This is a genomic window from Streptomyces sp. NPDC039480, from assembly GCF_055597165.1.
Genome location: NZ_JBVITX010000005.1, coordinates 129,321 through 151,175, shown reverse-complemented (window position 1 = coordinate 151,175; position 21,855 = coordinate 129,321). Strand labels below are relative to the sequence as shown.

Genomic DNA, 21,855 nt, shown 5'->3' with positions numbered 1-21,855 from the left:
CCGTACGAGATGAACCGGCCCACCAGCACCGTCATCACCCACCGCTGCAACGGCCGCCCCCAGCGCCTTGAGCTGACGGACGTGCCCCTTCGCGAAGGCCCCTTCGCTGGTGTCCCTCTGGACCACCTGGAGCGGTACCCCCTGGACCTCCGTACTCATAATGATCAGGAAAGAGAGGTGGCGCAAGGTGACATGAACGCCACATCAGGCACGGCCATCGCGCAGCCCGTAGATCGCCGCTCCACAGCCATGGAGGCGTGCGCACCGGCGCGGCTGACCCCCATGGGTGCCGCACACCCGCCTGCCGGGAAAAGTGACCCGCGTTTTGGTCGTCGCCTGCATTGCCGAGTGGACGATGGTGGTCGCCGGCCTCGATCTGGCAGGCGGACACACTCAGGCGCAAGAGCGGTGCGGCGAGGAGACGGCCCGGCGAGAGGCCTGACGGGAAACTCCCGTTCTCATGGACGATCTGGCCCCCATCAAGGTCATCGAATATGACTATTTCGGTGCCGCCGACTTCACATACATGATGATCTACAGAGGGCTGTGCCGTCATCCGGCGCTTGGACGCTGGGGGCGACGAGTCTGCGGGCGCCTGCTGATGGCATCGGCATCGCACCATCACGTCCTGTCACCCACACATGCCGAAGCGAAGGATTGTTCTCATGACCGAATTGGACCCCAGGCAACACATGCTGAGCAGCCGCCGGTACCTGCGGGACGCCTCTGGAACGGTTGTATCCCGGCCCGTCAGCTTTACGGAGGAGGCGGCGGAGCAGCGCGAAAACCTGTCCGGCAGGCTCGATGACGCGCGCGTGACCATCACCGGCACCGAAGCACTGGCAAGCGCGGCCCTGTTGAAGGAGTTCGCCGCCCGGCTGCGGCATGACCTCGCGCACGGAGCGGCTTCCTCGGGCGCCGAAGAACTCGCGCAGGTGACCAGCGACCTCGCTGAACGCATGGCCAACGCCGGTGGGCTCGTCGACTGATGCGCGTTCTCACTCTCTCCACGGCCTGGGCAGGCCACAGCGGTGGCGTCACCGTCAACCGCGAACTGTCCATCGCTCTCGCTGACATGGGCCACGACGTCACCGCACGCGTCAGCGTGCCCAGCCCTCCGCACTCCCGTGTCCAGGTGCAGGGCCTCGAACCTGTCCTGGGCGTCCCTGATGAACGCGGGCAATTGCTGCGAGCAGACGGCTTGCCGCGTAACATCGACGTCATCGTCGGGCATGGACGCTTCACCGGCGGAGCCGCCTCTTACCTGCGCGACCAGTTCTACCCGCAGGCAAAAGTTGTGCACATAGTGCATGCCCTCACCGACGAGTTGGACCGGCTCCGGGACGACCCGCTGCAGGCGACCGAGCATGCCAACACCGAGAGACGCCTCATTGGGCAGGCCGACATCGCCATGGGCCTCGGACCGCTGCTCACCGACGACGCGGCGCGCCTGGCACGCATGTCCCCAACTCCCCCACTGGTGGCCGAGATGCCACCCGGCGTTGTCTTGGGCGACCCACCCGCACCATCACCATTGCAGTCCCGGCTCAACCTTCTCTTGTTCGGTCGGGCCGATGACCCGCTGAAGGGAGCGCGCCTGGCGGCCCAGGCTGCTGGCCGGCTCCGCGCCGAGGGCGTCGACCTCCAACTGACCGTGCTGGGAGCACAACCAGCACAGATACACGCCCAGGAACGAGCCTTGTCAGATATCGCTCAGTTTCCCGTCAAAGTCAAGCCGTTCACTCCGGACCGTGCCCTGATCGAGGCAGAGATTCGTGGAGCCGACATGGTTCTCATGCCATCGAGACATGAAGGGTTCGGCCTGGTCGCCACTGAAGCCGCAGGATTCGGCGTAGCCGTCGCGGTGGCCAGCAACACCGGCGCCGGTCTGTTCTTCAGCGATGCCCGCCGAATACCTCCTCACTTGGGCCAGCCGTGCGTCGTTCAAGCGACCCCGAATGCCGACGACCAGCAACTGGTACCGCTGTGGGCCCAACACATCAAGGAACGACTCAGTCCTGACGCATTGGCCCAGACCCGTGCCCGGGCACGGGAACTGCAGGACTTCCTCGGCCAGAACTACACCTGGAAGCATTCAGCCCAGGCCATGGACACAAGCATTACTCAGCTGGCGACCGGAACGGCCAGAAGCACCACTACGGCTGCCAGATCTTGGTCTGTCACAGCCACGGCCAGCCAGCGCCAGCGGCCGACGTCCGCTCAGCAGCCGCCTACTCTTCCGGATGCGGCCGTACAGCCGGATCTCAGCACCGGGACAGCGGACGACCGGCGCAACGAGGCCACCGAGCGATCAGCCCCCGCACGGAGCGACCGCGGCCTACCGCCCTACAGCAACCCGCAGGAGTCGACTAGCGGCAGCACGACGGAACCTGCGCAGGCCTGGGCGGCGTACGACGATGCTCAACTCGCTGCGCTCCAAGAGCGCAGTCAGCGCGCTGGGGAAGCGGCCGTGGAGCGGACCCGCGAGCTGCTGCAGCAGCATGTCGCGCTGCGTACCGCTTATGAAGAATACGACGGAGGGCCCGTAGCTGCCCAGCTGCGCGCCCAGGGCGCCGACGCTGAGGCCATCGAGCGGGCCAGGTCCGTAGCCTGGCAGGACGTCACTTACGCCCAGAAGGCGGCAGCCGACACCCGCACCGTGGGCGAGGTGGCAGCCCACCAGGCACAGGCGATCGGCAACGAACTCCAGCGGCGCGCCGCTATGCCCCTTCATCAGCGCCAGGCCGAGGAAGCTGCTCGCCAAGCCCTCGCTCCGCAGCAGCGCTCCTCCACGCCCATGACACCTCCGCATCCCGGTCCACAACAGCGCTCTCCCGGCACGGGCCAATCGCTGTAGGCTGCCGCCCCGCCGCGGCGGGACCAGTTCGGGGTGCCCCTCCAAGTGGGCACTCCGGGGGCCCCACCTCGGCGATTCCTTCTGCATCGCGTCGGTCTCCTGCAGTGCCACCGCTTATACGGCCCCAGTTCCTGATGTTCCCGCTCAGCGACGGCTGGCCCCCTTGCATCAGCTCGGCTGTCACGAACCACTACGTTCTGCCCGATCCGGATGCCAGCCACAGTGATGGGTGATCAGAGTGCGGTCACATTACGGGGGCTTCACCGGCGCTGAACACTCGGCGCCTCGACTACGAGTGCGGCCACGGCGTGGACCGTGGCCCGGCAAGGGCCCGGGGCGGGTGATGGACTGGACCCGTCGTCATTGCCGTTCGGAGTCCTCGGTTTGCTGCTCGACAGGGGACAGGTGGCTTCGGCGACGCAGTTCACTCTCTGCGCGGCGACAGAGGGGCTTCTACTCGCCGGGTATGTCGGCTTCCGGCACTGTGGTGGTACTGCAGGAGAGGCGGGGGCTCGAGGCTCATGGGGGCGGCAGGGGGCGCCGCCGTCTCGTTCTGTGCGTTCTCGTCCGGCGTCGGCGCCACAGCGACAGGGACCTTCCGCTTCCCAGCCGAGGCACGGCGCCTGCCTACAGAGCGGTTCTCCTTCTCGTCCCGGGCCTCCGGTTCAGCACATGTCCCGAGGCCGTGAAGCGACTGGTCATCTCCCTTCCTCCCTTCCACTGCAGCACTACAGCGGCGGGCCGACGGCGGCGGCCCGCCGCTGGAATTCGGCATGGGCCGGGTGGCAGGCGTGGGCGGTGGTGTCCTCGGAGGTCGCCAGGTACAGGTCGAAGGCCTCGCGCGCGCCGGGCCGCGGCGGGGGCGGCGGGGGCGGGTCCTGGTGCCCGGAGATGCAGGCGGGCAGCTTGAGTTCGGGCCGCAGTGCCCGCAGCGTGTTGATCCACTCGGCTTCGGCGAGCTCGCGGCCGGCGCCCGGTTCTCCGGCATAGGTGCGCACCCAGCCCACGTAGAGCGCGGTGAGGACCTCGCGCACCGGCCGGTGCTTGTACCAGCACTCCGGGATGTCGTTGTGCAGCTCGAAGGTGTGGCGCAGCCAGGTGACCCACCCGGCCAGCTCGCGCAGGCGGGCGCGCCGCTCCGGCGGCTCCATCGCGTCCCACACCCAGTACTGCGCCTGCGGTGCCGGTGCCGCGGCGGGCGGAGTGGGCCACAGGTCGGCGGGCTTGTCCAGGGCATCGCTCACGGCCCCGCCCCCGGTCCGGACTTGTGCAGTGTGACGGCCGGGGCCGCCTCGGCGAGCAACTGCTTGAGGTCCTTGTCGCGGTAGGTGACCCGCATCCGCACTTTGATCGGCGGCTTGTTGGAGTACTGCGCGATGGCGGTGAAGTCCTCCAGCTGCTGCAGGGAATGGATGGGGGCGAGGTCGGTTTCGGTGGGGGTGGTGTTGGTGGACAGCTCGCCGCGCGAGCGGCCGTGCGAGGTGCGGCCGACCTCGGTGCGGCCGTAGAGGCTGCTGAAGTAGCGCAGCGTCTCCAGGTCACCGCAGCCGGGCAGCAGCATGCGCAGGCCGCTGGCGGACATCACCGTGTTTGCCTTCTGCAGGCCCAGGCGTTCGCGCAGCTGGGACAGGTCGTGCCAGATCGTCAACAGGACGATGCCCATGCCGCGCCCGGTAGTCAGGATGTTGGGCAGGCGCGGATAGCGCAGCACGTTCCCGGCCTCGTCGATCATCACGCCCAGGGCGGGATCGAGGGCCTTGCCGGTCTGGTTGTAGCGCGCCTCGGCTCCGTGGATCACCGAGGCGATGATCGAGGTGAACAGCGGGGCGAAGCGCTCGGCGTCACTGGGGTTCGCGATCATGCAGATGGTGCCGTTGCGGTCCAGGAGCTCTTCGACGGTGAAGTCTGTGCCCGCGCAGGACTCGCGGACCTCCTCGTCGGCGTAGACGCGGGCGAGCACGTTCAGGCTGAACTGGATGGAGCCGATGCCGTCCTCGTGAAGCCGCAGCCAGGGCGAGGCGTAGTCGTCGGCGACCTCGTCGAAGCCGTGCTGCTGGAGCACCGAGCGGACGTGGTCGACGGCGTCCTTGCCCAGGGAGAGCCAGCGGCGCATGGCGCTGACGCCGCCGCCGGAGAGGTTGGCGGCCAGCAGCACGCCCTTGAGGACGCTCTTGGCCTGGTCGACCCAGGGGGCGGCGCGTTTGTCCTCGCCGGAGGAGGAGGCCTCGGCCATCCAGGCGGCCATCCGGTCGGCGGCGCGGGCATCGGTGCAGTAGTCCACCGGGGACCAGCGGTGCGCCTCTCGGCCGGGCACCCCGGCCGGGGCGATCACCCACACCGGCCCCAGGGCGGCGCGGCGGGCGTAGATGACGTCCAGGTCGGCGCCCTTGGTGGTGGTCACGACCAGCGGGCCCTGCCATTCGGCGGCGTTGGGCAGCACCAGGCCGGTGGTCTTGCTGCTGCCGGGCATGCCGAAAACCACGGCGGAAATGTTCGGCTCGGCGCCCACGATCTTCTTGGTGTGCGTGCCGCGCCCGGCGGTGAGCCGGCCCGCGCGCTGGGCGGGGTCCTGCTGGGCGGCGAGCTTGCGCTCCACCGTGGCGCCGCCCCACTGCGCTCCGCCGGTGCGGCCGCTGCGGTTGAGGGCGGTGACCGCCTTGAGGGCGAGGGCGAACAGTCCCACCAGCAAGACGACGGTGAGCAGGTAGAACAGCCAGGCGGGCGGCGCGGGGGAGTACACCGCGGCGGGCCCGCGCACCACGCCCAACAGGGCGGTCTCGGGGATGCTGGCGGTGCGCTGGGCCCAGCCGCGGCCGGAGAGCGCGGCGGCCAGCGGGCCGGCCAGGAGCACCGATCCGCCGACGGCGACGGCCAGCCCGGCGCCGTAGGCGGCCAGCAGGGAGTTGTCGTCCAGGCCGCCGGCGGCGGCGGGCTTGTCAGCCATTACAGCGCCATCTTCTCGTCGGTCTCGAAGAGCTGTTCCTCGGTGTGGGAGAGGACCAGTTGCACCGCGTGGCCGCCGCCGCGCCCCACCTTCCACAGCGCGCGGCCGCGCTGTCCGGCGCCCCAGGAGCCGATCAGGTCGCATTCGGCATCGGTGAGGCCGATCGCCTCCCGGGTGATCTGCAGCGGGCGGGTGTCCTGCGCGAGCTGGATGCGCGTCTCGCAGCTGGAGATCAGATCCTTGGCGATGTTGACGGCCTCGGACCCCGAGGCGCCCACGGACTCGAAGTCCGAGAGCCGGTGGGTGGCCAGCAGCTGGATGGTGCCGGTGGCGCGGGACAGCCGCAGGTCGGCGTCGATCTTCTTGACCTGGGAGGCGCCGCCCGAGCGCATCTGCCGCCACAGCTCGTCGCGCACCACGATCCACGGGCGGTGGCCGGGCCGGTCGATGGCGGCCTGGGCCCAGGAGCTGACGCAGGTGAGCACCATGGCGACGGTCTCGTCGCCGTACTGCTCCAGGGCGGAGACGTCCACCGACTGGATCGGGGCGTCCCAATCCAGGCCGATGGAGGTCTGCTGGTCGAACAGGCCGCCCAGATGTCCGTTGACCATGCCGCCCAGCGCCGAGCGGATCGATTCCATCTGCTCGCGGGTGCGCTGGACCTCGCTGTCGCGTACCCGCAGCTCGTCGGCCATGGCGCGGGTGGGATCGCGCAGCTTGTCGTAGACCAGCGGCAGGGTGGGCACGTCCAGCCGGGTCTGGCCGTGCAGCTCGCCGGTGACCTCGCGCACCGCGACGTCCAAGGCCTCCTCCTCCTGCGGCTGCAGGTTGCGGCGCAGCTGGAGCTCCAGCAAGGCCTTGAGGAGAGTCAGGCGGCGGCGGTGGATCTCACGCAGGCGGCCGCGGAGCTCCGCCGGGTCCTTGATCTGGTCCAGGCCCTGGCCCAGCGGTCCGGCGTCCAGCGGGTTCAGGCGGCCGGGGAGGCCGGGGCCCAGCCGGACCGGCTCGACGCCGAGGTGGCGGCACAGCCCGGCGTACTCTCCTTTCACATCTCCGGCGATCAGCGTGCGGTGGCCGAACGCCATCAGCCGGAAGCACAGCGCCTTGACGTGCGCGCTCTTGCCGGAGCCGGGGATCCCGGTGAGCATCACGTTGGGGTTGGTGACCAGTCCTTGCTGCACCCAGGCCGCCGGGTGCGCGGAGAAGGCCTCCGTCGTCAGGGTGTTCTGCCCGATGTAGGCGCCGATCGGCGGCAGACTCGCGGCGTGCAGGAAGGGGTAGGCGCCGGCGGCGTTGGCGGTGTCCGCGCGCACCACCTCGACCCGGGGCAGCGAGGCGGCCCGGCCCGCATAGGAGTGGGCCCAGCCCTTCTTGGGGGCCACCCGCATCACCGACTCGGCGTCCTCCAGGCGCTGAGCGCTGCGCTGGTCACGGGCGCTGAGCCGGGGCGCCGGCACCGGCGCCGGGCGCTGATCGAGCCCAGTGGCCTCGCCGATCCCGGCGGCCTTGAGCAGGGTGTCATCGCTGGGGCGGCGTTTGAGCAGTGCCATCAGAAACCGATCCTCCGCTCCGGCAGGCCCTGCCCCAGGGGCAGAGCGGCCGCGGCGAAGCCGACGTCCTGGGCGCCCCACATGCGGCGCAACTCCAGTCCGGAGGCGGCCGCGTCGGCCTGCAACTCGGCGCAGGCCGTCTCCAGCTCGGACAGGTCGGTGACGGTCACCGCCAGGACGGCGGTCAGCCGCACCACGCCCTGCCCGGAGGCCCGGGCGCTGTCCTGGGCCCGGGCGATCATCGCTTCGCGGCGCTCGTCCTCCGACTCGTCCTGGCCGGTCTTGGAGCGCAGCTTGCGGGCGGACTCCCGCTTGGCCTTCTCGCGCGCCAGGTCCTGGCGGGCACGTCGCGGGCCGACCGGCTCGTAGATAATGCTCAGCGAGCGGCGGGCGTTTTGCCGGGGCCGCAGCACCGGCTGCAGGAAGGTGGCGTACACGTCCGCCTGCGGCCAGGTGCGCACCTGGTAGGAGACGGTCCAGGCGCCGTCGTGCTGGTAGGTGCCCATGGCGGTCTCGGCGTAGGCCGGGCCGGCCAGCTCGCTGGGCACGCCGGCCTCGACGCCCTGCCAGTCGGGTGCCTGGGCGGCGGCGTTGCGGGTGGCGAGCATGAGCTGAGCCTCGGGGTCGTAGGCGGTGCGAACCGCCTGGGCGAGCGCGCGCGGGGCGAGCCACTCGACGACCTGCAGGCTGGCGGAGCTGAGCGCGCCGTGCATCGCGTGCAGTTCGCGCACCAGGACCGCGGCCGCGCCGACCTGGCCGCCGCCAGCGCCCTTGATGGCCAGCCGGGCCCGGGCGGAGGACAGGGTGATCGACAGGTAGGTCTCGCGGGTGGTGGCGGCCGGGCCCGCTCCCTCCATCAGCTCGGTCAGGGCGCTGACCGCCTGGGGCGGGGCCTCGGCGGCCAGGTGCCGTTCGGTCCAGTTGCGCAGCGCGGCGCCGTCGTCGGGCAGGCACCGCTGGTGGACGGCGATGCGCACCACCGGGGAGTCCTCGGTGCAGTACGAGCGCAGGAAGGCCGCCCAGGAGGCGACCCGGGTGGCCTGCTTCTCGCTGTCGATGAGCGCGAGCCCGGGGAAGGTGATCTTGGCGACGGCGGTGTAGGTGCCGGCCACCGGGTCGTGGGAGATGCCCAGGGCGCTGCCCAGCCCGTCTGAGGCCTCCAGGAACCGTAGCCGGGCCAGCACTCCGGGGAGGTCCATGGGCTGCTGGCCGCTGGTGCGGGAGCGGGGCGCGAAGGCGCCGGACATGAAAATGTTGCGCTTGGTGGCCACGGCGATCTGATGCCTCACTGCGAGAAAGATCCATTCGTCGGCGCTCAGGCCGAGGACCCGCCCGAAGGCGAGTGCGAACAACAACAACGCCAGGGGGACGCACACGAGCACGGCCGTCCAGCTGCTGAGGTTGATCGGCAGTAGCAGGAGCCCGGAGCCGCCCGCGACCAACACGAAGCCGATCCCGGACAGGCGGCCCATGAAGCCGCTGCGCTCGGACTGCCAGCCGCCGTAGGTGACCGGTTGGGCCATCTCAGGACTCCTTTGCAGGCGGGGGAGGCCCAAGCGGGGTCGGGCTGGGGGCGGTTGAGCCTGGGGCGCGCGGGGGCGGCACGCTCTCCTGTAGGCCGGGGTTGTCCTGCGGGGCCGGGGCGGCGCCCGCCCCGCTGCGGCGGGCGAGGACGACGTGGCGGCCGCCGGCGGACCCGTGGTCCAGCCCAGCGTTCGCGGCCGTGTTGGCCATGCCCGACTCGAGGGTGTCCTTGCCCGCGCCCACCACCTGCAGTCCCAGGCCCAGCGGGCCGGCGACCTTGCTGCCGAAGCGCCCGACGGCGCCCTTCGCGCCGGTGCTGGGCGTGCTGTTGAAGCTGCTGCCGCCCGAGGCGTTGGAGCCGCTGGCAGCGGTCTGGGTGGCGTCCTTCTCCAGGGCCCGGGTGTAGGCGGGGCCCCCGCCGACGGCTCCGGCGCCGCCCAGCTCGGGGCGGTAGCCGCCCGATCCGGAGGCAGCCGACGAGCCGATCGAGCTGAGCAGTCCGCTGGCCACGGACGAGCCACCGCCGTTGGAGGTGAAGGTCATGAACTTGGCCAGCACCGGCCAGGCACAGGCGGCCAGGATGAAGATGATCAGGCCGACCAGCACGTTCTGGACGCCCTTGCCCTGGGACATGGCGAAGAACCCGATGCTGAAAACCAGGACGATGGACGGTTTCATCAAAATGAGGGCGATCAGCGCGTCGCGGGCCTTGGGCCACCAGTCCTGCGTCGCGTCGGAGAGCTGCCCGGCCAGCACGATGGGCATCGTGGCCACCAGGATCATGATCCCGGCCTGGCGCAGCAGGACCTCAAGCCACAGGGCGGCGATGGCCAGGATGCACACGATGCCGATCACGATGACCACCGCCACGGCGGCCGGGGCGACACCGCTGCCGGTGATGAGGGCGCCGCCTGCGGTGGCGCCGCCTCCGCCGCCGGTGATCAGGCCGCCGAACATCGTGCCCAGCTGGGTCTGCATGGCCTTGGCGGCGTCCTCCTGGCCCGACCCGCCGCCGTCGAAGCTGTAGTTGATGATCCAGGTGGAGACGGCATCGGACCAGGTCAGGGCGGTTTGCACGGCGACCCAGTACACGGAGGAGATGACCGCCCACTTCGCCAGGCCGGCCAGCGCGGTGGCCGCCGGACCACCCTGGTGGCTGATGGAGACCTTCCCGAACTGCAGCAGCAGCAGGAACGTGGCGATCACTGCGGACAGCGCGGTCGCAATGCCGGTGACCTTGCCGACCCCGGTGTCATCCAGGTCGATCACCGAGGACTTGTTGAAGATGTCGGCGAAGCCCTCCAGCAGCCACACGGTGGCGTTGCCGATGTACTGGGCGGCCTCTTCCAGCGCGTCCCGGGCGATCTCGGAAATCTTGTCGCCGACCCAGTCGGCGAGATCGCGGTTCTTGAGGCTGCCGTGTTCGCCGCTGGCCAGCTGCAGGCAGGCCTTGAACGGCACGCCCTTGTCGACGCACTTGGTCAGGCTCTTGTCGTACTTCTCGACCATCTCGGCGTCGTACTTGTCCTCGCGGACGCCTTCGCGGGCGTCCTTGCGCCACTTGGCGAGCCGTTCCTTCTCGCGCTTCTTGGCCTCCGGGCCCCCGCACTGCTTGCTGTCGATCTCGCACGGGTCGACGCGGCCGGGGCTCTCATCGACGTTCTCGACGCAGGTCTCACCCTTGGCATGGCCGTTCTGCTGGGCGTTGTAGAGGGAGTCGACGTTGCACCAGTTGTTGTCCTTGTCGACGCCGACCCGGTCCCCCTTCCACTCATCGGGGTAGGACTTGTCGTCCTTGGGTCCCCAGTCCACGTGCCAGTCGTCCCAGCGGTCGGCGGCCACAGCCACCGGTGCGGTGGCCAGCCCGCCGCCCGCGGAGAGGAACAGTGCCAGCAGCGCCACGATCAGGCATCCGGCACGGCGCATGCGGTCAGTCCGCATGCCGCACCTGCCACCAGCCGTCCTGCCACGCCGGGGCGGAGTCGGGGGCATAGGTCACGGGGAAGTCCCGCTTCTTCCACAGCTCGGGCTCGTTGGTGAACTTCCAGGCCCCGTCCTGCCACTTGATGACGAAGTCGACCGTCTCGCCCTTGAGCGGTTCCTTGTCGGTGCCGCCGTCGGCCTTGCTGGCGTAGCGGTCGTAGTCGAGCCAGACGTTGAGCACGTCCCCGTGCTCCGTGCCCGGGGCGGGGATGGAGCGGACGCGGGCGGCGTTCACCGACGTGGTGAAGGTGACGCCGGCGGGTGCTCCGCCGGAGGGGGGCAGGCCGGTGTCCTCGCGCAGCTCCCGGACGGCGGAGACCTGCTCGTCGGCGAACTCGGGGGCGTCGGGGGAGGTCACCGCGTCGAGCTGCTGGCGCGCCTTCTGGTCGTCGAGGAAGGCGTACTCCTCCCAGAAGGTGACCACGGCGGAGATCCCGCCGTCCGTGGTGTGCGGGAAGCCGGTGGAGACGCCGTCCTTCTGCCCGGTGGGCTTGCTCAGCTTGACCTTGTTGCCCTTCTCCGGCGTCATGTCCGGGTACATCAGCTCCTTGGACTTGGACGCACCGGGCCGCGGGCTGGAGCTGGCGGCGGGCTTGCCGCTGTCGTTCTTCGTGTCGTCGTCGCCGAGCACCGCGTACGCGGTCAGTGCTCCGCCCACCAGCGCTCCGGCGGTGAGCACGCCGATCCCGACGAGGGTGAGCCTGGCCCGGCGGGCCTTGCGGTCGTGATCCACCGTCAGCCGCCGTCAGTCATGTTGAAGAAGGCCAGCACCAGCGCCGAGGTGACGCCGATGCCGCCGGCGCCGAGCAGCGACCAGAGGATGCCCTGCTTGCCGCGGGCGGCGAGCGCGGCGCGCTCACTGTTGTGGCCCACCGCCACCGCGGCCCAGCCGAGCAGGCCGCCCATCACCGCGCCGGCCAGGCCCAGCCCCGCCGTCCAGTTCAGGATGTTCTGCACGGGCTTATCGACTTCCTGGGGCATGTCCGGCGTGACGTTGGGCACCGGCTTGTCCGGGGCGGCCAGCAGCGAGCCGTCCGCGCCACTGGCCGCCAGGTGGGCATCGGCTGCCGCACCGGGCGTGTGGGCATCGGCCAGGGCGTGCCACTGCGGGTCGGCGGCAACGGCGTGCAGGAAGGTCAAGATCTGGCTCATTGATTCCTCGTCAAAGGGCAGGAACGGCAACGGAAAGCGGAGCGGGCTGGGGCGCCGCGGGCAGCGGCCGGCCCCACACGGTGTGCGCCGCGGCGAGCACGGCACGGGTCAGCTGATCGGCCGCCTGCCCGGTGCGCGCTCGCACCCGGGGCAGTCCGGCCAGCCCGTGCGCCCGCAGCTGCGGGTCGTAGGGCATCTGGATGACGGCGGACACGCGGGCGGTGAGCATCGTGGCCCCAGCCCGGACCACCGCCGGCGGACGGCCATCGCCGGTGGAGACCAGCACGACGACGGTGCGCTGCAGCGGCAGGCCTTCGGCGTGCAGCGCCATCACGGCCTGCTGCAGGGCATGAATGCCGGTGGCATTTGCATCGGCGCACAACACAGGCAACGAACAGGGCAGTTCGAACCAGCCACGCGTGTGGCCCAGCTCGCCCTGACAGCGGGCGGTGAGCAGGTCATGCGTGAGCGGGTGCGCGGTGTCGGCGATCACGCTCTGCCAGCCGCCGAGCGCACCCAGCTGATACCACGCGGCCGGGTCCTGCGGCAGGGCCAGCGGCGGGGCGTGCCACTCCCGCGCATCGGTGAGCACCTGCCAGTGCCCGCCGCCCGAGGCGGCCTGGGCGGCGGCAGCCTGTCGCACACGTGTCCTGGTCAGCGGCTGGTCGGCAGGAAGTGCGGGCAGTCCCCCCGCCTCCTGGCCGTTCACCTGGGGCGGCCAGGGTGAGGACAGCCGCGGCGCCAGGTCCAAGACCACGGCGCGGCCCTGCGCGGCCAGCCGGTCGGCCAGCAGCGCGGTCACGGTCGAGCGTCCGCTACCGCCGGTGGCGGCCATGACCGGCACCACCAGGCGCGCCTCCCCGGGCAAGACCGGCGCTGCTACAAGTTTCTTCCCCACATTCCCCCCGCAAGCCGCCACGACGTTTGCATGGGTTAATACCCCTGGTCAATGCATTCGCCACGGATCCTTAGCCGGACCCTACACTCCCAACAGGCGTCGCCCTCAAGGGGGTTACGGTCGTCGCATTAGAAGCGGTGATGCCATAGTGTCACGGGAGATCACGCATTGATTCGGACCTTGGTTCCTATCTGAGGGCTCCGAATTCCTGGTTTGGGGGAGCAAACCAGAAGGCAGGTCAGAAGGGGGTCAGGGGACAGATGAAGGTCAAGCGCTGGCTGATCGCCGTGGCGGCCGGCCTCGTGATGACGCCCGTGGCTCTCGGCCTCGGTCTGGTGCTGTTCATCGCCACGTTCCAGGACGACGAAGAGGGCGGCGGCTTCACCGTCGACCCGGCCGGCGGTGGGCTGCGCATCGGCAACGGCGGGGTCCCCGCCGCCTACGCCACGCTGATCACCGAAGCTGCGGCCGCGTGTAGCGAAGGCCTGTCGCCCGGTGTGCTGGCGGCTCAGCTCAAGCAGGAGAGCAACTTCAATCCCCGCGCGCAGTCCTACCAGTACGTGAACGGCGTGAAGAAGCCGCTGGCCCTGGGGATCGCCCAGTTCATCCCCAGCACCTGGGCCTCCTCCGGCATCGACGGCGACGGGGACGGGGACAAAGACGTGTGGGACCCCAAGGACGCGATCCCCTCGCAGGGCCGGATGATGTGCAAGCTGCTCGCGACGGCCAAGAAGCATCCCGAATACAGCGGCAGCCCCATTGAAAAGGCCCTGGCCGCCTACAACGCCGGGTGGGGACGCGTGGTCGAGTTCGGCGGGGTGCCGCCCCGGTCGTTCGCCGCCGGGCAGACCTACAACTACGTCAAGAACATCCTGGCCATGAGCGCCCGCTTCTCCGCCCCCCGCGGCAGCGCCAGTGCCGTACTGCCCGCCGGCTACGAACTGCCCGACGGCACCCCCAAGAAGGTCAAGATCGCCGTCGCCTGGGCCCTGAAGCAGCGCGGCGGCTGGTACCAGCTCGGGGGCACCTGCACCGACGCCCACGGCAAGAACCCCGCCCACTGGTGCGACTGTTCCTCGCTGATGCAGCAGGCCTACAACAAGGCCGGTGTCGACATCCCGCGCGTCACCTACGACCAGGTCAAGGTGGGCCGCCGCGTCAGCATGGACAAGCCCAAGCCCGGCGACCTCGTCTTCAACGCCGGCTCCGACGGCAGCGAGGCCCGCCCCGGCCACGTCGGCATGTACATCGGGCACAACATGATCGTCGAGGCACCGCGGACCGGGATAAAGACCCGCGTGGTCACCTATGACAGCTGGCGCAAGTCCACCAGCGCACTGACCCGCATCACCTCAGTCCGGCGGGTGGTGAACTGGTGAGCGCCGTACCACTGCAAGGAGTTCAGCCGATGCACGATGAGGTCCTCTACCACCCCTGGGGCGAGGTGACGCCGCAGTTCTGGACCGCTCCCGCCCCCGGCGAGCTGGTGACCGAGGCGGCGACCGACACTTTCCGTGCCCGGCTGATAGAGATCGCGAGCGCCGCCGAGAGCGGACGCCCGCACGATGCCGTCGCGCTGGCCGTTGAGCTGGAGAAAGAGATCGTCACCGCGCACGGAGAGGCGCACCTGCACACCGTCCAGGTCCGCGAAGTACGCGGCTATCTGGCCGCCCTGACAGGGGATCACGCTGCGGGCCTGGCCTGGTATCTGCACTGCGCCCGGGCCCGCGCCTCCCTCCAGGGCCGCAGCCACCCCGACGTCACCGACGCGACGTTCCGCGCCTTCGAGATGTGGCGCTCCATGCCCGCCTCCGACCACAGCTATCTCCTGGGTCAGGACCTGCTGGCCATGGCCGGCGACATCCACGGTGCCGACTCCCAGGCCGTCTGGCACATCCGGCGCCGCCTGCACCAAGAGGCCCTGCCGTCCGCGGCCGCCTCTTCGAATCCGGGCTGACCCACGGTCAGCCCTTGTGCGGCTTCACCCTCGCCCCCCTCGACGTGCTGGCCCGCGAAGCCGACCTGCGGGCGACGGGACGCCTCCTGTACGAGACATACCAGGGCTCGGCGGCCAATCTGGTGAGCCGGGCGTAGAGCCCCGCACGACAGGTCACCGCTCCGAAAGCGGTCCTCACCACCCTGGAGTCTGCCGTCCCTCGACTTCGGGCCTGGCCGCCTCCGCGTCAGCGCCTGGCGCCGCCGAGCTGGTGCCTTTCGTTGCCCGCCCAATGCAAGAACCGACCTGCTCGTCCCTCGGGCCGCCCACAGCCTGCCGGGACGGCAGGGCCGTGCCGTCAAGCACACCGGAGTACAGGGCGGTGGCTCTCACCGTCGTCGGGCCCACACGCACGGTCGGCTTCGTGCGCGCGTTCATCGGGATCGTCCTTAGCGCCTGAGGGGCCATCACCAAAGACCACCCGTGCGGCGGCACCCCGCCCGGCTCAACCCAGCGCGCGAGGCGCGCGCGTGCGCCGCACGATGCGAGACAGGACCGCCGTCCGGCGGTCCATACGGTCTGCGCTCTCGGGAGGACCTGCCATGACCGTCAGTCTGGAGCAGTTGCGCCGCTGCCACATCGCCGTCGACATGGGTGCCGCGAGGACCCGGGTGTTCGTGAAGGGCGCGGGTCTCGTCGTCGACGAGCCGAGCGCCGCCGCCGTGAACACCCGGACGGGCGCGCTCATCGCGGTCGGCCAGTTCGCCGAGCAGATGACGGGGCGTACGCCGGGCTACATCCGCGTGGTCCGTCCCGTCTCCGGCGGCACCGTCGTCGACATCGAGATGGCCCAGCGCATGCTGCGGCACCTGCTCGGCGAGAAGCTGCGCCGCACTCTGCGCCGCAAGCCCCGGCTGCGTGCCGCCGCCTGCACCCCGCACGACGCGGACCCGCTGGCGCAGCGCGCCGCCGTGGAGACGATGGTCGGGCTCGGCGCACGCCGCGTGGAGCTGGTGGACACGCTCATCGCGGCGGCTGTCGGCTGCGGACTCCCCGTGGAGCGCCCCGAGGCGACGATGATCCTCGTCTGCGGCGCCGCCACGACGCAGGTCGCGGTCCTCTCGCTCGGTTCGATCGTGACGGCGGAACGCGTTCCCGTGGGCGGCGAGGCCATCGACAACGCGATCGTGCAGCACCTGCGCCACCAGCACGAACTGATGCTGCCCTCCCAGTCCGTACGCCCCCTCCAGCTCGCCCTGCGCGGCAACGGCCTCACCCCGCAGGGGCCCGAGTCCACGGAGATCCACGGCAGGGACGTCGCGACGGGCGTGGCCCGCTCGGTCCAGGTGGACACGGCCGCGGTCCGCGAGGCGATCCACACCCCGCTCACCGCCGTCCTCGACGGCATCGGCAAGGTGCTGCGCGACTGCCCGCCGGACCTGGTGGCCGACCTCGCGGACCGCGGCATCATGCTGGTCGGCGGCAGCGCGCTGCTCCCCGGCCTCGACCAGATGCTTCGGGACGCGACCGGAATGCCGGTACATATCGCGGAACGGCCGGATGTGTGCGCCGTACTGGGACTTGGTGCGATGCTGGAGGGCAAGATCCAGCCACTGGTCCTGGACCCGCTGTCAGGCTGACGGCAAGAGGCCGCGACTGCCACCGCCATTGAGCACGGAATACAAAATACGAAATACGGCATACGAAATACGGAGTACGTCGATACGTGACGGAGACGCCCGAAGGAACGGACGCGCCGCCCCCCTCGCTGCAGCCGATCCTGGAGGCGGTCCTCAGCGTCGGCACGGACCTCGAACTCCGCGCGACGCTCCAGCACATCGTGGACGGCGCGGCGCGGCTGACCGGGGCGGGCCTCGGCACGCTCTCCGTCGACGCCTCCGCAGGTCAGGAGGGGCCGACGGAACTGTTCGTGGCGGGCGGCCCCGGCCGCTTCCCCGAAGGCGTGCCGAAGGTGCACCCGGAGGGAACCAAGGACGGCACCGTCGTCCAAGTACCCATCCACGTCCACGACGAGCCCTTCGGCACGCTGCTGCTCGCCCGCAAGGAGGGCGGCGGCCCCTTCACCGATGAGGACCGCCAGCTCCTGCGGATCCTGGCGAGCCAGGCGGGCATCTCCATCGGCAACGCCCGCCTGTTCGAGGCGGCCCGCCAACGGGAGCGCTGGATCGAGGGCGCCGCGGCCGTCACCACGGCCCTCCTCACCGGCGAGACCGCACCCGACGCACTGATGACGGTCGCGGACCGGGCAAGAATCCTCGCGGGCGCGGCAGCGGGGGTCATCCTGCAGCCCACAGAAGCAGGCGGCATGCGCATCGTCGCAGCCGCCACAGACGGCGAACCCCACGGCTGGGGCGCCTCGGCCCGAGAGCGCGCGGGGGGCGGCCGCGATGCGGACACACGGAGGCCAACCGCCGCCACGACGAGCGTCGGAACAGCAGATGGTGCGGCGGCGAGCGAGAGGGCGACAGGTGCCAGGACGGCAAGCGACCGTCCTGCGAGCGATGGCACGGCGGGCGCCGGGACGGCCAGCGACGGCACCGCGAACACCGGGACGAGGGGCGACGCCACGACGAACGCCGCAACGGCGAACCACAGCACGGCAGGCCACGCCCCCACGAGCACCCGCACCCCCGGCCACGAAGTAGCGACCGCCAGTAGCCCCACCCCCCGCACCCCCGCCCCCCACTCCCACCCCAACGACCTCATCGGCACCACCATCGAGCCCGGGAGTGCCGTGCTCGCGCAGTTGCTCGGGGGTGAGCCCGTGTTCATCGAGGACTCGGCCACCGATCCGCGTATGACGACGCACGTACGGGCCCGATTCGGGCCCAGCATGATGCTGCCCCTGCAAGCGGGAGGCCGGCTCATCGGCACGCTCGCGCTGCCCCGCCGCCGCGGCGCCCCCGCCTACACCTCCGCCGAGCGGCTCCTCGCCACGCAGTTCGCCTCGCAGGCCGCCGTCGCCCTCGTACTGGCCGACGCCCAGCAGAGCCGCGAACGCCTCGCGGTCTTCGAGGACCGCGACCGCATCGCCCGCGACCTGCACGACCTCGTCGTCCAGCGCCTCTTCGCCACCGGCATGATGCTGGAGTCGACCCGCCGCAGGGCCCGGTCGACCACGGTCGAGTCCACCCTCGATCGCGCCGTCGACGAGCTGGAATCCACCATCCAGGAGGTCCGTACGGCGATCTTCGCGCTCCAGCAACCACCCGCCGACGCCCCGGCCACCTTCCGCGGCAAGGTCCTGCGTGAGACGGCGGGCGCCGCCGCGGTCCTCGGCATCCAGCCGTCGGTGCACTTCGCCGGCGCCGTCGACACCCGCGTCACGGACCCGGCGGCCGGCCACCTGCTGGCCGCCCTGCGCCGTTCCCTCGCCGCCACCTCCCGCCGCACCGGCGTCTCCCGCGTCGACGTGACGGTCGACGCGCGGGCGACACTGCCCGACGGCCGCGAGGGCGTGCGCCTGACGGTGTACGACGACGGGGACACGGACGGCGTGGAGGCGGGCACGACCGTGACGTGGCAGGCCCCGCTGTAGCCCGGCGCTCCAAGGCACCCCCGCACACAGCAAGCCCCCTTGCCCCCTCAGAGCACCACCACAGACACCTCCGTCGCCTTCACGCTCGTCCACACCTCCACCCCGTCCGCGAGCCCCAGCTCCACGGCCGCCTGCGGAGTGATCTCGGCGACGAGGTCGGGCGCCGCACGGGAGGTGATGAGGACGCGGAGGCGGCTCCCTGCGGTGGTGATCTCCCGTACCGTTCCGGGCCACACGTTGCGAGGGCTGCCCGTCGGCTTCTCGCGGTGCACGGACACGGCCTCCGGCGCGATGACGGCGAGCGCCCGCGCCCCGGCCGGCGGCGGATCGGCGACGACCAGCCGCCCCTCCCCCGCCAGCGCGAGCGCGCCGTCGGCGGCCACCGTGCCGGGCCAGGCGTTGCGGCCGAGCATGCGGGCCACCCAGGGCGAACGCGGATGCCGGGTCACCTCGGCGGGCGGCGCGTCCTGCAACGTACGCCCGTCGTCGAGCACCAGGACCCGGTCGGCCAGCGAGACCGCCTCGACGGGGTCGTGCGTGACGATGAGGCAGACCCCGCCGAACCCGTCGAGGTGGCGGCGCAGGGTGTGGCGGACGTGGGCGCGGGTGGTCTGGTCGAGCGCGGCGAGCGGCTCGTCGAGGAGCAGCAGCCGGGGCCTGGCCGCCAGCGCCCGCGCCAGCGCGACCCGTTGGGCCTGCCCGCCGGAGAGCTGGGCGGGCCTGCGGTGCGCGAGGTGCCCGACGCCGAGCCGGTCGAGCCAGGCCTGCGCCTCGCGGCGGGCTCGGGCGCGCCGGACGCCCTGCGCGCGCAGCCCGTACGCGGTGTTGCCGAGCGCGTTCAGGTGCGGGAAGAGCGCGCCTTCCTGGGGCACCCAGGCGACCCCGCGCCGGTGCGGCGGCAGCGCGGTGACGTCGCGTTCACCGAGCCGCAGCTGTGCGTGGGCGCGCGGGGTGAGGCCGAGGAGGGCGCGCAGGAGTGTGGTCTTGCCCGCGCCGTTGGGTCCGACGACGGCGATGGTGGTGCCGGGGTCGGCGTCGAGGGTGAGCTGGTTGTGGCCGGTGACGTCGGCGTGCAGGGCCCACTTCTCCAGAGGCCCGGCCCCCTCAGTGGGTGACTCGGCCGGCTCCGACAACGGGGACGCGGGCGCCGCCGCGCTCTCCTCACCCTCCCCCGACTCACCCTCCCCCGACCCGTCACGCACCGGCTCCCGCGCGCGCCCCGGAGCCCCCGCCGTCCACCGCCCCCGCAGCCCGACGAGCACGGCCATCGCGATGGCGAGCAGCAGCAGCGACAGCGAGGTCGCGGCCTCCGGCGAGTCCTGGAGCAGCAGATACACCTGGAGCGGCAGGGTCTGCGTCGTGCCCGGCAGATTGCCCGCGAAGGTGATCGTGGCCCCGAACTCGCCGAGCGCGCGCGCCCAGGTCAGCGCGGCCCCCGCGGCGAGCCCGGGGGCGACCATCGGCAGGGTGACGGTGAGGAACACCCGTACCGGAGAGGCCCCGAGCGACGCCGCGGTCTCCTCGAAGCCGGGCCGCAGCCCGCCCAGCGCACCTTCCAGGCTGATGACGAGGAAGGGCATGGCGACGAACGTCGCCGCGACCACCGCACCCGACGTGTGGAAGGGCAGCACGATCCCGAAGGTGTCCTCGAGCCACGGCCCGAGCAGCCCGCGCCGCCCGAACCCGAGGAGCAGCGCGACACCGCCGACGGTGGGCGGCAGCACCATGGGCAGCAGCACGAGGGACCGTACGAGCGCCTTCCCCCGGAACTCCACCCGCGCGAGCAGCCAGGCCAGCGGCACCCCGAGCAGCAGCGAGAGCCCGAGCGCCCAGAACGACACGACCAGCGAGAGCTTCAGCGCCTCGGTGACCCCGGGAGCCGTCAGATGGCTCCCGAGGTCGCCCCACTCGGTCCGGGCGAGGATGCCGACGAGCGGCATCAGCAGGAAGGCGACGGCGAGCAGGGCGGGCAGAGCCAGCGTGAGCGGCGGACGCCCACGCGTCCGCATACGACGGCTGGTGCCGGTGCGGAGACCGAGGCGGGTACGGAGATCGGGTCGGCTGCGGGTCACGGCTTCTGGAAGCCTGCGTCCCGCAGCATCTTCTGCGCCTCGGCCGTGCTGAGCCACTTCACGAAGGCGGCAGCCGCGTCCTCGTTCTCGGACCCCTTGAGCGTCGCGGCCGGGTAGGAGGCGACGGCGTTCTGCGCGTCGGGAATCTCCACGGCGTCGACCTTGCCCGGCGCGGCGGCGGCATCGGTCCGGTACACGATCCCCGCGTCGGCCTCGCCCAGCTCGACCTTGCTGAGAACGGAACGGACGTTGGCTTCCTTGGAGACGGGCTTCACCGTGACGCCCTGCTTGTCGAGAACCTGCTTGCTGTACCGCCCGACGGGCACGGTGTCATCGGCGAGTACGACCTTCAGCTTGCTGTCGCCCAGATCCTTCAGCCCCTTCACCTTCTCCGGATTGCCCTCACGGGTGGCGATGACGAGCCGGTTCTTGGCGATGACGGTGGGCTTGCCGGTCTCCCCCTTCAGCCCGTCCATGGTCTTGGTGTCGGCGGTGACCAGCACATCGGCGGGAGCGCCCTGCTTGACCTGCGCGGCAAGCTCCTGCGACCCGGCGGCGGAAACGGTGATCTTCGTCCCCGGGTGCTCCTTCTCGTACGCCTTCTCGGCAGTGGCGAAGACATCGGTGAGGGAGGAGGCGGCAAGAACGGTAAGGCTCACGTCTTTCCCTCCACTGTCCTTCTCATTCCCACTGTCGTCGTCACTCCCGCAGGCGGCGAGCGGAACGAGCAGGGCGACGGTGGCGGCAGCGGCGACGGTACGACGCACGGTACGGCCGGAGAACTTCGGGGACATGGCACGGCTCCTAGCGAATGACGAACACGGACAACGCGACGCGCTCAGACACAAACTCACTCAGACACGGACTTACTCAGACACGGACTCGCTCACTCGCGCACGGACCACTCACTCACGCACGATCGATATGCACGCTGGTCGACTTGACCCGAGCGGTGGCTTCCACGCCCACCTCCAGGCCGAGCTCCTCCACGGCCTCCCGGGTCAGCAACGAGACCAGCCGGTGCGGTCCGGCCTGAATCTCGACCTGCGCGGCGACGTCACCGAGCTTCACGGCGGTGACGATCCCGGGAAAGGCGTTACGCGCGGAGGTGTACGGAACGTCCTCCTCCCCGCCACCCCCGGCCTGCCCCACCTCGACGGAGAAGGCGGCGAGATCCCGCCCGTCGATGAGCCGCCGCCCACCCTCGTCCCGATGCGTGGCGACCCGCCCGGCATCGGCCCAGCGGCGAGCGGTATCGGGACTGACCCCGAGCAGACGGGCGGCCTGCCCGATTGTGTAGGACTGCATATGCGACAAGATAAGCGCGATCGCCTCGCATTTGTAAAAGTTGAGGCGCTTCTCCATGGCAGCTGCGCCCAC

The 21,855-nt window shown here is 71.0% G+C and carries 18 protein-coding genes; 7 read left to right on the top strand and 11 right to left on the bottom strand.

The annotated features are described in order from the left end of the window. Positions 1 to 665 precede the first annotated feature (665 nt). Together ACZ56E_RS17645 and ACZ56E_RS17640 are read left to right on the top strand one after the other, a co-directional pair. On the top strand, positions 666 to 989 hold the full coding sequence (locus ACZ56E_RS17645; RefSeq protein WP_471215043.1) for a hypothetical protein: 324 nt from the start codon (positions 666 to 668) through the stop codon (positions 987 to 989). After that, on the top strand, positions 989 to 2,857 hold the full coding sequence (locus ACZ56E_RS17640) for a glycosyltransferase family 4 protein (RefSeq protein WP_471215041.1): 1,869 nt from the start codon (positions 989 to 991) through the stop codon (positions 2,855 to 2,857). The genes ACZ56E_RS17645 and ACZ56E_RS17640 overlap by 1 nt, the downstream gene beginning before the upstream one ends. 728 nt (positions 2,858 to 3,585) lie before the next feature. Here the strand turns inward: ACZ56E_RS17640 and ACZ56E_RS17635 are convergent. The 8 genes from ACZ56E_RS17635 to ACZ56E_RS17600 are packed head-to-tail and all read right to left on the bottom strand — an operon-like array spanning position 3,586 to position 12,845. Next, a complete protein-coding gene (locus ACZ56E_RS17635) occupies positions 3,586 to 4,101 on the bottom strand; it encodes a hypothetical protein (RefSeq protein ID WP_471215039.1) in 516 nt (171 codons plus the stop codon). After that, a complete protein-coding gene (locus ACZ56E_RS17630; protein ID WP_471215038.1) occupies positions 4,098 to 5,801 on the bottom strand; it encodes a type IV secretory system conjugative DNA transfer family protein in 1,704 nt (567 codons plus the stop codon). Before ACZ56E_RS17630 ends, ACZ56E_RS17635 begins: the two co-directional genes overlap by 4 nt. Further along, positions 5,801 to 7,351 carry a type VI secretion protein gene (locus ACZ56E_RS17625; RefSeq protein WP_471215036.1) on the bottom strand — a complete coding sequence of 517 codons (1,551 nt, stop codon included), beginning with the start codon at positions 7,349 to 7,351 and terminating at the stop codon, positions 5,801 to 5,803. Before ACZ56E_RS17625 ends, ACZ56E_RS17630 begins: the two co-directional genes overlap by 1 nt. After that, positions 7,351 to 8,874 (bottom strand): SCO6880 family protein, encoded by a 1,524-nt coding sequence (locus ACZ56E_RS17620; protein ID WP_471215034.1) that lies wholly within the window; start codon positions 8,872 to 8,874, stop codon positions 7,351 to 7,353. Before ACZ56E_RS17620 ends, ACZ56E_RS17625 begins: the two co-directional genes overlap by 1 nt. A 1-nt stretch (position 8,875) precedes the next feature. Further along, positions 8,876 to 10,816 (bottom strand): hypothetical protein, encoded by a 1,941-nt coding sequence (locus tag ACZ56E_RS17615; protein WP_471215033.1) that lies wholly within the window; start codon positions 10,814 to 10,816, stop codon positions 8,876 to 8,878. Continuing rightward, positions 10,806 to 11,591: a hypothetical protein gene (locus ACZ56E_RS17610; protein ID WP_471215031.1), complete on the bottom strand. Its 786-nt coding sequence runs from the start codon at positions 11,589 to 11,591 to the stop codon at positions 10,806 to 10,808. The genes ACZ56E_RS17615 and ACZ56E_RS17610 overlap by 11 nt, the downstream gene beginning before the upstream one ends. A gap of 2 nt (positions 11,592 to 11,593) precedes the next feature. Continuing rightward, positions 11,594 to 12,010, bottom strand: coding sequence for a hypothetical protein (locus tag ACZ56E_RS17605; RefSeq protein WP_471215029.1), 417 nt, complete (start codon positions 12,008 to 12,010; stop codon positions 11,594 to 11,596). A 10-nt stretch (positions 12,011 to 12,020) separates the two neighbouring features. Beyond that, positions 12,021 to 12,845 (bottom strand): hypothetical protein, encoded by an 825-nt coding sequence (locus ACZ56E_RS17600; protein WP_471215027.1) that lies wholly within the window; start codon positions 12,843 to 12,845, stop codon positions 12,021 to 12,023. A gap of 323 nt (positions 12,846 to 13,168) precedes the next feature. On the opposite strand from ACZ56E_RS17600, the gene ACZ56E_RS17595 reads away from it, so the two are divergent. The 5 genes from ACZ56E_RS17595 (at position 13,169) to ACZ56E_RS17575 (ending at position 18,403) form a co-directional block, all read left to right on the top strand. Then, positions 13,169 to 14,287 carry a C40 family peptidase gene (locus tag ACZ56E_RS17595; RefSeq protein WP_471215025.1) on the top strand — a complete coding sequence of 373 codons (1,119 nt, stop codon included), beginning with the start codon at positions 13,169 to 13,171 and terminating at the stop codon, positions 14,285 to 14,287. A gap of 29 nt (positions 14,288 to 14,316) precedes the next feature. After that, entirely contained in the window at positions 14,317 to 14,865 is a 549-nt protein-coding gene (locus ACZ56E_RS17590; protein WP_471215023.1) for a hypothetical protein, read from the top strand. Between the two features lie 14 nt (positions 14,866 to 14,879). Continuing rightward, positions 14,880 to 15,002: a hypothetical protein gene (locus ACZ56E_RS17585; protein WP_471215021.1), complete on the top strand. Its 123-nt coding sequence runs from the start codon at positions 14,880 to 14,882 to the stop codon at positions 15,000 to 15,002. A 444-nt stretch (positions 15,003 to 15,446) separates the two neighbouring features. Further along, positions 15,447 to 16,484: a rod shape-determining protein MreB gene (mreB, locus tag ACZ56E_RS17580; RefSeq protein WP_471215020.1), complete on the top strand. Its 1,038-nt coding sequence runs from the start codon at positions 15,447 to 15,449 to the stop codon at positions 16,482 to 16,484. 86 nt (positions 16,485 to 16,570) lie between these two features. After that, a complete protein-coding gene (locus tag ACZ56E_RS17575; RefSeq protein WP_471215018.1) occupies positions 16,571 to 18,403 on the top strand; it encodes a GAF domain-containing protein in 1,833 nt (610 codons plus the stop codon). A gap of 47 nt (positions 18,404 to 18,450) precedes the next feature. On the opposite strand, the gene ACZ56E_RS17570 is transcribed toward ACZ56E_RS17575, so the two are convergent. The 3 genes from ACZ56E_RS17570 to ACZ56E_RS17560 all read right to left on the bottom strand — a co-directional run bounded on the left by ACZ56E_RS17570 (position 18,451) and on the right by ACZ56E_RS17560 (position 21,783). After that, on the bottom strand, positions 18,451 to 20,412 hold the full coding sequence (locus ACZ56E_RS17570; protein ID WP_471215652.1) for an ABC transporter permease: 1,962 nt from the start codon (positions 20,410 to 20,412) through the stop codon (positions 18,451 to 18,453). A 59-nt stretch (positions 20,413 to 20,471) separates the two neighbouring features. Continuing rightward, a complete protein-coding gene (modA, locus tag ACZ56E_RS17565; RefSeq protein WP_471215016.1) occupies positions 20,472 to 21,269 on the bottom strand; it encodes a molybdate ABC transporter substrate-binding protein in 798 nt (265 codons plus the stop codon). 115 nt (positions 21,270 to 21,384) lie between these two features. Continuing rightward, complete coding sequence (locus ACZ56E_RS17560; protein WP_398298488.1) at positions 21,385 to 21,783, bottom strand: molybdopterin-binding protein; 399 nt, start codon at positions 21,781 to 21,783, stop codon at positions 21,385 to 21,387. Between the last annotated feature and the right edge of the window lie 72 nt (positions 21,784 to 21,855).